Origin of the sequence: Kluyvera genomosp. 2 (assembly GCF_036759865.1) — a bacterium.
Lineage (GTDB): Bacteria > Pseudomonadota > Gammaproteobacteria > Enterobacterales > Enterobacteriaceae > Kluyvera > Kluyvera ascorbata_B.
This window is the reverse complement of sequence record NZ_JAPKIA010000003.1, coordinates 246,302-258,561: the sequence shown is the minus strand read 5'-3', so window position 1 is coordinate 258,561 and position 12,260 is coordinate 246,302. Positions and strand designations below refer to the sequence as shown.

Sequence of the window (12,260 nt, the reverse complement as noted above, 5' to 3'; positions counted from 1 at the left end):
TATATACGTTCAGACCCGGCGAAGCGCCGGGTCTGAGACGGGATTAGCGTGCGTTTTGTTTAATGAAATCGTGAATGGCGGTGTCCTGTGCCATATCGGCAATGGTGTCACCCAGAACGCTATCCACGGTATTGGCGATATTCTGGTTAGAGGCCTGGAACGCGCCTTCAACAGAGTAGTTTGAACGGTAGTTTTTGGTCATCTTATTACCGTTAGCGGCGGTCGCGATGATGGCGATATCGGCTTTGGTATTGATGTTGTAACGCACGTTACCCTGAGAAACGTCAGCATACAGCTGGTTAACGATGATCTGCAGGTTTGCTGCGCCGTTCGGGCCAATCATATAGCCGCGCGCGGTCATTTGTTTTTCCAGCACTTCTTGCATCAGGAAGCGCAGGTCGCGTGAAGCGGTCAGGGTGACCAGTTGGTTGTTACGGGTGACTTTTGCCAGCGCCTGATCCTGGCGCTGATCGGCGCCGTTGATGCTGACGGTGACGCCCATCAGGCTAGGATCCTGGGAAGGCAGCGTGATTTTCGGTGAGACGTCAACGGTCGTCGGCGGCGTTGCGCACCCGGCCAACATAAACAGTGCTACCAGTGGGAAGAGGATTTTTTTTAACATGTTAGGGTTCTCAAACGCATTGTTTACTGAAAATTCCCGTCATCATAACATCGCCAACGGTCAGGGGAAGTAGGCAACGCATGTAATTTCATCGTGTTGGTGCTTTTCTGCACCGCGTGACAGTTTGCGCCAGGATTTCAGATGAGAACGGATTGTAAAAGACGTTAACTTCATCTACTTGACAAATAAAATGGCGCGAACGCTAATTTTTTGTTGCCTTTGTGTAATGGAGTCAGTAAAAGCGGCTAACATTTAAAGGGATAGGCGGCATCTTAACGTTGTCGGAGGAGTAATATCATGATGATGCGTGAACAAATCGAAGAAAAATTAAGGGCAGCGTTTGATCCTGTGTTCCTGGAAGTTGTCGATGAAAGCTACCGCCACAACGTACCGGCAGGCTCTGAGAGCCACTTTAAAGTTGTGTTAGTCAGCGATCGATTCACCGGAGAGCGTTTCCTTAATCGCCACCGAATGATTTATGGCACCCTAACAGAGGAGTTTGCCTCGACCGTACATGCTCTGGCACTACACACTTACACGCGGAAAGAGTGGGAAGGTTTGCAGGATACCGTATTTGCTTCGCCGCCGTGTCGCGGCGCGGGCACTATCGCGTAGAAAAGGCATTTGCAACGCGGAACTTTTCCAGTATGTTGCGTACAGATTATGAGAAAACGGCCTGCGGGCCGTTTTGTTTTGTCTGAATTTTGCGCGCCAAAGACAGTATTCAGACAAAAATTAGCCGGGAATTGTGAAAAATGCCGCAGCAACGCGTGATAACCGTTCTCGACTCATAAAAGTGATGCCGCTATAATGCTGCGTCTTATTTTTCGGAATGTCTTCGGGATGATTCTGGCTACAGGGAATGGTTTCTGATTAAAAGAGAACGTCCCAGTACTGCAAGGCATGATTCAGAGTTGACCGAGCACTGTGATTTTTTTGAGGTAACAAGATGCAAGTTTCAGTTGAAACCACTCAGGGCCTTGGCCGCCGTGTAACGATTACTATCGCTGCTGACAGCATCGAGACCGCTGTAAAAAGCGAGCTGGTCAACGTAGCGAAAAAAGTACGCATTGACGGTTTCCGTAAAGGTAAAGTACCGATGAATGTTGTTGCTCAGCGTTATGGCGCTTCCGTGCGTCAGGACGTGCTGGGTGACCTGATGAGCCGTCACTTCGTTGACGCGATCATCAAAGAAAAAATTAACCCGGCTGGCGCACCGAACTATGTTCCGGGCGAATACAAACTGGGCGAAGACTTCACCTACGCCGTAGAATTCGAAGTGTATCCGGAAGTTGAGCTGAAAGGCCTGGACGCAATCGAAGTCGAAAAACCGGTTGTTGAAGTGACCGAAGCCGACGTTGACGGCATGCTGGACACCCTGCGTAAACAGCAGGCTAACTGGAAAGACAAAGACGGCGCTGTTGACGCTGAAGACCGCGTAACCGTTGACTTCATCGGTTCCGTAGACGGCGAAGAGTTCGAAGGCGGCAAAGCGACCGATTTCGTACTGGCGATGGGCCAGGGTCGTATGATCCCGGGCTTTGAAGACGGTATCAAAGGCCACAAAGCGGGCGAAGAATTCACCATCGACGTGACCTTCCCGGAAGAATACCACGCAGAAAATCTGAAAGGTAAAGCGGCTAAATTTGCGATTACCCTGAAGAAAGTTGAAGAGCGTGAGCTGCCGGAACTGACGGCTGAATTCATCAAACGTTTCGGCGTTGAAGACGGCACCGTTGAAGGCCTGCGCGCTGAAGTGCGTAAAAACATGGAACGCGAGCTGAAAGGCGCGGTACGTAACCGCGTTAAATCTCAGGCAATTGAAGGCCTGGTGAAAGCGAACGAAATCGACGTTCCGGCTGCGCTGATCGACAGCGAAATCGATGTGCTGCGCCGTCAGGCTGCACAGCGTTTCGGTGGTAACCAGCAGCAAGCGATGGAACTGCCGCGTGAACTGTTCGAAGAGCAGGCAAAACGCCGCGTTGTGGTTGGCCTGCTGCTGGGCGAAGTGATTCGTACCCACGAGCTGAAAGCTGACGAAGCACGCGTAGCTACCCTGATCGAAGAAATGGCTTCTGCCTACGAAGATCCGAAAGAAGTTATTGAATTCTACAGCAAAAACAAAGAGCTGATGGAAAACATGCGCAGTGTCGCTCTGGAAGAACAGGCTGTTGAAGCGGTTCTGGAAAAAGCGAAAGTGACTGAAAAAGCAACTTCCTTCAATGAACTGATGAATCAGCAGGCGTAATTTCGCTTTCCGGTTTACTGTTTTGAGAAAAACCCGTTGCCTTTTGGTAACGGGTTTTTTTTTATTGCAGCGATAGCGAAAGCTGACGTGATAAAACGCCGTTTGGGTGTTAGCGTAACAACAAAATATTGTTATGCTTGAAATAGGGTAAGATCGTACCCATTACTGGGGGAACGAATCACTCGCCGCATCGCTATAATCTGAATGTTGTGGCTATTTTATTTTTTATCCAGGAGACGGATATGTCATACAGTGGCGAAAGAGATAACTTTGCACCCCACATGGCCCTGGTGCCAATGGTCATCGAACAGACCTCCCGTGGCGAACGTTCTTTTGATATCTACTCCCGTCTGCTTAAAGAGCGCGTCATCTTTTTGACCGGCCAGGTGGAAGACCACATGGCGAACCTGATTGTGGCGCAAATGCTGTTTCTGGAAGCGGAAAACCCGGAAAAAGACATTTACCTGTATATCAACTCCCCAGGCGGCGTGATCACAGCAGGGATGTCCATTTATGACACCATGCAGTTCATCAAGCCAGACGTCAGCACCATCTGTATGGGGCAAGCGGCGTCAATGGGGGCGTTCCTGCTGACAGCAGGCGCAAAAGGTAAGCGCTTCTGCTTGCCGAACTCCCGCGTGATGATTCACCAACCGCTGGGCGGTTATCAGGGCCAGGCGACGGACATCGAAATCCACGCCCGTGAGATCCTGAAGGTGAAAGGACGCATGAATGAGCTTATGGCGCACCATACCGGTAAGTCTCTGGAGCAGATTGAAAGCGACACCGAGCGTGACCGTTTCCTGTCCGCTTCTGAAGCTGTTGAGTATGGCTTAGTTGACTCAATCCTGAGTCAGCGTAACTAATGTCATGACCGCACGTGCCGTCGCAGGGTATATACTACTAGAGGCGGCACAACGCTTGCGTAGCAGCTTGCGCTAAAGAATGGCATTTGCGTCGTCATATGCGGCACAAAGAACTTAAAAAGAGGTTTTGACTCATGACAGATAAACGCAAAGATGGCTCGGGCAAACTGTTGTACTGCTCTTTTTGCGGCAAAAGCCAGCACGAAGTGCGTAAGCTCATCGCCGGCCCATCCGTGTATATCTGCGACGAATGTGTCGACTTATGTAACGACATCATTCGCGAAGAGATTAAAGAAGTGGCGCCGCATCGCGAACGCAGTGCTCTGCCGACGCCACATGAAATTCGTCATCACTTAGATGACTACGTTATCGGTCAGGAACAGGCGAAAAAGGTGCTGGCCGTTGCGGTTTATAACCACTACAAACGTCTGCGCAATGGTGATACCAACAACGGCGTTGAGCTCGGCAAAAGTAACATTCTGCTGATCGGCCCGACCGGTTCCGGTAAAACGCTGCTGGCCGAAACGCTGGCCCGTCTGCTGGACGTACCGTTCACGATGGCCGATGCCACCACGCTGACCGAAGCGGGTTACGTGGGGGAAGACGTTGAAAACATTATTCAGAAGCTGCTGCAGAAGTGCGATTACGACGTACAGAAAGCACAGCGCGGTATTGTTTACATCGATGAAATCGACAAGATTTCCCGTAAGTCCGATAACCCGTCAATTACCCGTGACGTGTCCGGCGAAGGCGTACAGCAGGCGCTGCTGAAGCTGATTGAAGGCACTGTGGCAGCCGTACCGCCGCAGGGTGGCCGTAAACATCCGCAGCAGGAGTTCCTGCAGGTTGATACCTCGAAGATCCTGTTTATCTGCGGTGGTGCATTTGCGGGTCTGGATAAAGTCATTGCTAACCGTGTTGAAACTGGCTCCGGCATTGGTTTCGGCGCAACGGTAAAAGCAAAATCCGACAAAGCCAGCGAAGGCGAACTGCTGACCCAGGTTGAGCCAGAAGATCTGATCAAATTTGGTCTGATCCCTGAGTTCATTGGTCGTCTGCCGGTCGTGGCAACGCTGACTGAGCTCAGCGAAGAAGCGCTGATTCAGATCCTCAAAGAGCCGAAAAACGCCCTGACTAAGCAGTATCAGGCGCTGTTCAACCTCGAAGGTGTGGATCTGGAATTCCGCGACGAAGCGCTGGATGCGATTGCCAAGAAAGCCATGGCGCGTAAAACCGGCGCGCGTGGTTTGCGTTCCATCGTGGAAGCTGCGCTGCTCGAAACCATGTACGATCTGCCTTCCATGGAAGACGTTGAGAAAGTGGTCATCGACGAGTCGGTCATTGCTGGCCAGGGCGAACCGCTGCTTATCTACGGCAAGCCGGAAGCGCAGCAGGCATCTGGCGAATAATTCACCAGTTCATACAATCAGTTAATCAAAAAGGGGGGATTTTATCTCCCCTTTTATTTTTCCGTATTCATGGCGTTGAATGTGTGGAATACATCCCCATATACTGGTTACATGTTAATGGTTGTGTGAAGCACAGTCGCATGACCAGCTTACCTGGCGGACACTAAACTAAGAGAGAGCTCTATGAATCCTGAGCGTTCTGAACGCATTGAAATCCCCGTATTGCCGTTGCGCGATGTGGTGGTTTATCCGCACATGGTCATTCCCTTATTTGTAGGGCGGGAAAAATCTATCCGTTGTCTGGAAGCGGCCATGGATCATGATAAAAAAATCATGCTGGTCGCCCAGAAAGACGCTTCAACGGATGAGCCGGGTGTAAACGATCTTTTCACCGTCGGGACCGTGGCCTCTATTTTGCAAATGCTGAAACTGCCTGACGGTACGGTCAAAGTACTGGTTGAAGGCCTTCAGCGTGCGCGTATCAGCGCGCTGTCTGACAACGGCGAACACTTCTCGGCGAAGGCCGAGTACCTGGAGTCGCCGGCGATTGAAGAGCGCGAGCAGGAAGTGCTGGTGCGTACGGCAATCGGTCAGTTTGAAGGCTATATCAAGCTGAACAAAAAAATTCCACCGGAAGTGCTGACGTCGCTGAACAGCATCGACGATCCGGCGCGCCTGGCGGATACCATTGCCGCGCATATGCCGCTGAAGCTGGCGGATAAACAGTCCGTCCTCGAGATGTCCGACATCAACGAACGCCTGGAATATCTGATGGCGATGATGGAGTCGGAAATCGATCTGCTGCAGGTTGAGAAACGTATTCGCAACCGCGTGAAAAAGCAGATGGAGAAATCTCAGCGCGAGTACTATCTGAACGAGCAAATGAAAGCCATTCAGAAAGAGCTCGGCGAGATGGACGACGCGCCGGACGAGAACGAAGCGCTGAAGCGTAAGATCGACGCGGCGAAAATGCCGAAAGAGGCGAAAGAGAAAACCGAAGCCGAACTGCAAAAACTGAAAATGATGTCGCCGATGTCAGCTGAAGCGACCGTGGTTCGTGGCTATATCGACTGGATGGTGCAGGTACCGTGGAATGCGCGTAGCAAGGTCAAAAAAGACCTTCGCCAGGCGCAGGAAATCCTTGATACCGACCATTATGGTCTGGAACGCGTGAAAGATCGCATCCTTGAGTATCTTGCGGTTCAAAGCCGAGTGAACAAAATCAAGGGGCCGATCCTGTGTCTGGTTGGGCCGCCGGGGGTGGGTAAAACCTCTCTGGGTCAGTCCATCGCGAAGGCGACCGGGCGCAAATACATCCGTATGGCGCTGGGCGGCGTGCGTGATGAAGCGGAAATCCGCGGCCACCGTCGTACCTATATTGGTTCGATGCCGGGCAAACTGATTCAGAAGATGGCCAAAGTGGGCGTGAAAAACCCGCTGTTCCTGCTTGATGAGATCGACAAGATGTCCTCCGACATGCGCGGCGATCCTGCTTCTGCACTGCTTGAAGTGCTGGATCCTGAGCAGAACGTGGCGTTCAGCGACCACTACCTGGAAGTGGACTACGATCTCAGCGACGTAATGTTTGTTGCGACCTCGAACTCCATGAATATTCCGGCACCGCTGCTGGACCGTATGGAAGTGATTCGTCTGTCTGGCTATACCGAAGATGAGAAGCTGAACATCGCTAAACGTCACCTGCTGCCGAAGCAGATTGAACGTAACGCCCTGAAAAAAGGCGAACTGACGGTTGATGACAGCGCCATTGTCGGTATTATCCGCTATTACACCCGCGAAGCGGGCGTGCGTAGCCTGGAGCGTGAAATCTCCAAACTGTGCCGTAAAGCGGTGAAACAGCTGCTGCTGGATAAAGCGCTGAAGCACATCGAGATTAACGGCGATAACCTGCACGATTACCTCGGCGTTCAGCGCTTTGACTACGGCCGCGCCGATGACGAAAACCGCGTGGGTCAGGTGACCGGCCTGGCGTGGACGGAAGTGGGCGGCGATCTGCTGACTATCGAAACCGCCTGCGTCCCGGGTAAAGGCAAGCTGACCTACACCGGCTCCCTGGGGGAAGTCATGCAGGAGTCCATTCAGGCTGCGCTGACCGTAGTGCGCGCGCGCGCGGAAAAACTGGGCATCAATCCAGATTTCTACGAAAAACGCGACATCCACGTTCACGTACCGGAAGGGGCAACGCCGAAAGACGGTCCGAGCGCCGGTATCGCGATGTGTACCGCGCTGGTTTCCTGCCTGACCGGCAACCCGGTGCGTGCAGACGTGGCGATGACGGGCGAAATTACCCTGCGTGGCCAGGTGCTGCCGATCGGCGGTCTGAAGGAAAAACTGCTGGCAGCACACCGCGGCGGTATTAAGACTGTTCTGATTCCTGATGAGAACAAACGCGATCTGGAAGAAATTCCGGACAACGTTCTGGCGGATCTGGATATTCATCCGGTGAAACGAATTGAGGAAGTTCTGTCCCTTGCTCTGCAAAACGAACCCAGCGGAATGCAGGTTGTAACGGCAAAATAGTGACCTCGCGCAAAGAGCGTTAATAAAAAGCGGGCTGGCAAGCATAAACTGACTTGCCAGCCTTTTTTTGTCTAGCTAATTTAGACGGCTGGCAGGTGTGTCTTCGACAACGGGTGTTGTAAGGGCATGGGAGTCCTGATATAACTGCTCCGCGATTGCGCCGTGAAGGATTCAGGTGCGATATAAATAATAAAGAGAGGAAGAGAACAGTGAACAAATCTCAACTGATTGACAAAATTGCTGCTGGCGCGGATATCTCCAAAGCTGCAGCTGGACGTGCGTTAGATGCTTTAATTGCTTCTGTTACTGAATCTCTGCAAGCTGGGGATGACGTTGCGCTGGTAGGCTTTGGTACCTTTGCGGTTAAAGAGCGTGCTGCCCGTACTGGCCGCAACCCTCAGACCGGTAAAGAGATCACTATTGCTGCCGCTAAAGTTCCGGCATTCCGTGCAGGTAAAGCACTGAAAGACGCGGTAAACTGATCGCTTTCCCGCTAGGGGAATGTGGAAAAGTACAAGGGCGCATCATCTGATGTGCCTTTTTTTATGCCTTAATGCGTACTTTTAAGTGTTTATATGCGGTGTGTGCTGACAACCGCCCCGGTTTCTTGTCAAAATACGCCCTCACGCGCAGCCGCCACACGTGCTATGCTGCTCGAGATATAAAAGTCACCTACAGCGGAGTGTTGTTACACCATGATGGACAATTTACGCACGGCAGCGAACAGCGTCGTGATCAAAGTCATTTTCGGTCTCATTATCGTGTCGTTCATCTTGACCGGCGTGAGTGGTTACCTGATTGGCGGTAGCAATAATTTTGCCGCGAAAGTGAATGGCCAGGAAATTGGTCGCGCCCAGTTTGAAAATGCCGTTGCCAGCGAACGTAATCGCATGCAGCAGCAGCTTGGCGATCAGTTCTCTGAACTGGCGGCCAACGAAAACTACATCAAAACCATGCGTCAGCAGGTGCTCAATCGTCTGATCGACGAAGCGCTGCTCGACCAGTACGCCAAAGACCTTGGCCTCGGCATCAGCGATGAGCAGGTGCGTAACGCTATTTTTGCGACCCCGGCGTTCCAGAGCGAAGGCAAATTCGACAACACTCGCTACAGCGCACTGATCAATCAAATGGGGATGAACCCTGACCAGTACGCGCAGGCGCTGCGTAACCAGTTAACCACCCAGCAGCTGATTAATGCCGTTGCCGGTACCGACTTCATGCTGCCTGGCGAAACCGACCAACTGGCGGCGCTGGTTTCCCAGCAGCGTCTGGTGCGCGAAGCCACGATTGACGTGAACGCACTGGCGGCGAAACAGCAGGTGAGCGATCAGGAAATTGCCAGCTACTACGAGCAGAACAAAGGTCAGTTCGTGGCACCGGAGCAGTTCCGCGTCAGCTACATTAAGCTGGACGCTGCGGCGATGAGCCAGAACGTCTCTGACGACGAGATCCAGTCTTACTACGATCAGCATCAGGATCAGTTCACCCAGCCGCAGCGCGAGCGCTACAGCGTGATTCAGACGAAAACCGAAGCCGATGCGAAAGCGGTGCTTGATGCGCTGAACAACGGCGGCGACTTTGCCGCGCTGGCAAAAGAGAAATCGACCGACATTATCTCCGCACGTAACGGCGGCGATATGGGCTGGCTGGAAGCTTCCACGCTGCCGGACGAACTGAAAAATGCCGGTCTGAAAGAGAAAGGCCAGCTGTCAGGGGTGATCAAATCTTCCGTGGGCTTCCTGGTCGCGCGTCTGGACGATGTGCAGCCGGCAAAAGTCAAACCGCTGGCCGATGTTCATAATGACATCGCTAACAAAGTGAAGCAGGAAAAAGCGCTCGACGCGTTCTATGCGCTGCAGCAGAAAGTGAGCGACGCGGCGAGCAACGATAACGACTCTCTGGCCGGTGCTGAACAGGCCGCAGGCGTGAAAGCCGTAGAAACCGGCTGGTTTGACCGCAATAATCTGCCGGCGGAGCTGAACTTTAAGCCCGTCTCCGACGCTATCTTTAACGGCGGTCTGGTGGGTGAAAACGGCATGCCGGGCAGCAACTCCGACATCATTACCGTTGATGGCGATCGTGCCTTCGTCCTGCGCGTGAGCGAGCACAAAGCGGAAACGGTGAAACCGCTGGCCGAGGTGAAAGCGCAGGTGACCGATATCGTTAAGCACAACAAAGCAGCGCAGCAGGCGAAGATGGATGCTGAGAAACTGCTGGTAGCGCTGAAAGACGGTAAAGGTGACGATGCGATGAAAGCCGCTGGCCTGAGCTTTAGCGCAAGCAAAACGCTGAGCCGCACGGGTCAGGACCCGCTGAGCCAGGCGGCCTTTGCGCTGCCGCTGCCGCAGAAAGATAAACCGAGCTACGGTATCGGCAACGATATGCAGGGCAACGTGGTACTGCTGGCGCTCGACGAAGTGAAAGCAGGCGAAATGCCGGAAGCGCAGAAGAAAGCAATGGTTCAGGGCATTACGCAGAACAACGCGCAGATCGCGTTTGAAGCGATGATGAACAACCTGCGTAAATCCGCGAAGATTAAACTCGGTGATATCATCGACCAGCAGCAATAATCCGGAACGCTTCTCGCATAAATTTGTAATGCGATGCACACACCAAAGGCCGCTTTCGCGGCCTTTTCCACATTTAAAATCTGCCTTTTGCGCGTCGCTCTGCCGCTGGTTATGGTGCTCAGGTCATCAACCATAAGGAGACATCAACATGAAACGTGGAATCAAAATGTGTGTTATTGCGGCGGTCGTGACCTGCCTGGGTATGAGTTTTAGCGCGCAGGCCGCGCAGCCTGTGGCGGCCAAAACGTCCCAGCAACAGAGTAAAGCCAGCGCCGCCTCCGGCGAACAGGCGAAGGCCACGCCGGCCACGAAAGCGGCCGATGAGGACGGCACCCGGGTCAGTATTAATACCGCGTCAGCCGAAGCGCTCGCCCAGGTGATGAACGGCGTGGGGCTGAAGAAAGCACAGGCTATCGTCAGCTACCGTGAAGAGTACGGCCCCTTCAAAACGGTGGACGACCTCAAGCAGGTGCCGGGTATGGGGAGCTCGCTGGTTGAGCGTAATCTGGCCCACCTCACGCTTTAATTTACTTTGATGGTTTGCAGTCGTCTGAAAATTTGCCAGACTAAAGAGGTCATACCAGTGGTGTGACCTTTGACTCTATTCATAATTTAAAACAATAAGGCTATGGCGCTATGCAGACGAAAATCAAAGTTCGCGGTTATCACCTGGATGTTTATCAGCATGTTAACAACGCGCGCTATCTGGAGTTTCTGGAAGAGGCTCGTTGGGATGGGCTGGAAAATAGCGCAGGGTTCCAGTGGATGAGCGCGCACCACATCGCCTTCGTGGTGGTGAATATCAACATCAACTACCGCCGTCCGGCGGTATTGGGCGATGTGCTCACGGTGACCAGTAAAGTAGAGCAGCTAAACGGCAAAAGCGGCGTGCTCAGCCAGGTGGTTACGCTGGATCCGGAAGGGCAGGTTGTCGCCGATGCGCTGATTACCTTTGTGTGTATTGACCTGAAAACGCAGAAGGCGCTGGCGCTGGAAGGTGAGCTGCGCCAACACCTGGAAGCAATGGTGGAGTGATACACCGATGCTCGGGGCGGCATAACATGTAGGCCTGATAAGCGAAGCGCCATCAGGCGACACGGTGCAGTTGCCGGATGGTGGCGTTGCCTTATCCGGCCTACAACACAGCCGTTGCTGGAAGTGAAGGGCAATAACATGTAGGCCTGATAAGCGAAGCGCCATCAGGCGGTATGGCGCAGTTGCCGGATGGCGGCGCGGTCTTATCCGGTCGTCGCGTCAGGCTTATTTAAGCCCCGTCTTTTGCTTCATCGTTGCCATAATGCCCGGTTTATCCGCCAGATAATGGTTCAACCCGTTAGCGCGCAGGCTACAGGCCGCGCAGTGGCCACAGCCATCGCCCTTAATGCCGTTGTAGCAGGTCAGCGTTTCGCTGCGAACCAGATCCAGCTTGCCCCAATAGTCCGCCAGCGCCCAGGTCTGCGCTTTATCCAGCCACATCAGCGGCGTTTCAAAACGGATATCTTTCGCCATTCCCAGGCTTACCGCGTGGTTCAGCGCCTTCACAAACTCGTCGCGGCAGTCCGGGTAGCCGGAGAAGTCGGTCTCGCACACGCCGGTGATAACCGCTTCTGCCTTCACCTGGTAGGCGTAAATAGCGGCGAGCGTCAGGAACAGAATATTACGTCCAGGGACGAAGGTGTTTGGGATGCCGTCGGCGTTAGGCTCGTAGTCCGGCACCGGGATGCTGTCGCGGGTCAGGCTGCTGACCGCCAGCTCATTCAAGAGCGTAACGTCGAGCACCTTGTGTGCGCGGGCACCCAACGTTAGCGCCAGTTCGCGAGCCACATCAATCTCGGCGCGGTGGCGCTGGCCATAATCAAACGTGACGCAGTGAACTTCATCATATTGATGCAACGCCTGCACCAGGCATGTGGTGGAGTCTTGTCCACCGCTAAAGACGACAACGGCACGTTTCATGGCTTTTCCTGTCTGTGACTCTAAAAGCCGCTATGGTAACGCCTGTGCGCC

11 protein-coding genes are annotated in these 12,260 nt (G+C 53.2%); 9 read left to right on the top strand and 2 right to left on the bottom strand.

The window, feature by feature from the left end:
• Nucleotides 1–43 precede the first annotated feature (43 nt).
• Nucleotides 44–622 carry a lipoprotein gene (locus V6942_RS04615; protein ID WP_106927982.1) on the bottom strand — a complete coding sequence of 193 codons (579 nt, stop codon included), beginning with the start codon at nucleotides 620–622 and terminating at the stop codon, nucleotides 44–46.
• Nucleotides 623–919: 297 nt separating this feature from the next.
• Between V6942_RS04615 and bolA the strand changes: the two genes are divergently transcribed.
• The 9 genes from bolA (at nucleotide 920) to V6942_RS04570 (ending at nucleotide 11,288) form a co-directional block, all read left to right on the top strand.
• Nucleotides 920–1,237: a transcriptional regulator BolA gene (gene bolA, locus V6942_RS04610; protein ID WP_064547920.1), complete on the top strand. Its 318-nt coding sequence runs from the start codon at nucleotides 920–922 to the stop codon at nucleotides 1,235–1,237.
• A gap of 334 nt (nucleotides 1,238–1,571) precedes the next feature.
• Complete coding sequence (gene tig, locus V6942_RS04605) at nucleotides 1,572–2,870, top strand: trigger factor (RefSeq protein ID WP_106927978.1); 1,299 nt, start codon at nucleotides 1,572–1,574, stop codon at nucleotides 2,868–2,870.
• Between the two features lie 242 nt (nucleotides 2,871–3,112).
• The gene (clpP, locus tag V6942_RS04600) at nucleotides 3,113–3,736 is read left to right on the top strand and encodes an ATP-dependent Clp endopeptidase proteolytic subunit ClpP (protein ID WP_035894303.1); all 624 of its coding nucleotides are present in this window, start codon (nucleotides 3,113–3,115) and stop codon (nucleotides 3,734–3,736) included.
• A gap of 134 nt (nucleotides 3,737–3,870) precedes the next feature.
• The gene (gene clpX, locus V6942_RS04595) at nucleotides 3,871–5,145 is read left to right on the top strand and encodes an ATP-dependent protease ATP-binding subunit ClpX (protein WP_106927976.1); all 1,275 of its coding nucleotides are present in this window, start codon (nucleotides 3,871–3,873) and stop codon (nucleotides 5,143–5,145) included.
• A 183-nt stretch (nucleotides 5,146–5,328) separates the two neighbouring features.
• Nucleotides 5,329–7,683 carry an endopeptidase La gene (lon, locus tag V6942_RS04590; protein WP_106927974.1) on the top strand — a complete coding sequence of 785 codons (2,355 nt, stop codon included), beginning with the start codon at nucleotides 5,329–5,331 and terminating at the stop codon, nucleotides 7,681–7,683.
• 209 nt (nucleotides 7,684–7,892) lie between these two features.
• A complete protein-coding gene (gene hupB / locus V6942_RS04585) occupies nucleotides 7,893–8,165 on the top strand; it encodes a nucleoid-associated protein HU-beta (RefSeq protein WP_035895161.1) in 273 nt (90 codons plus the stop codon).
• 213 nt (nucleotides 8,166–8,378) lie between these two features.
• Entirely contained in the window at nucleotides 8,379–10,253 is a 1,875-nt protein-coding gene (gene ppiD, locus V6942_RS04580) for a peptidylprolyl isomerase (protein WP_333500855.1), read from the top strand.
• Between the two features lie 148 nt (nucleotides 10,254–10,401).
• Nucleotides 10,402–10,779 (top strand): helix-hairpin-helix domain-containing protein, encoded by a 378-nt coding sequence (locus tag V6942_RS04575; protein ID WP_182965988.1) that lies wholly within the window; start codon nucleotides 10,402–10,404, stop codon nucleotides 10,777–10,779.
• 110 nt (nucleotides 10,780–10,889) lie between these two features.
• The gene (locus tag V6942_RS04570) at nucleotides 10,890–11,288 is read left to right on the top strand and encodes a YbgC/FadM family acyl-CoA thioesterase (protein ID WP_106927968.1); all 399 of its coding nucleotides are present in this window, start codon (nucleotides 10,890–10,892) and stop codon (nucleotides 11,286–11,288) included.
• 225 nt (nucleotides 11,289–11,513) lie between these two features.
• Here the strand turns inward: V6942_RS04570 and queC are convergent, their stop codons facing one another.
• A complete protein-coding gene (gene queC / locus V6942_RS04565) occupies nucleotides 11,514–12,209 on the bottom strand; it encodes a 7-cyano-7-deazaguanine synthase QueC (RefSeq protein ID WP_106927966.1) in 696 nt (231 codons plus the stop codon).
• Between the last annotated feature and the right edge of the window lie 51 nt (nucleotides 12,210–12,260).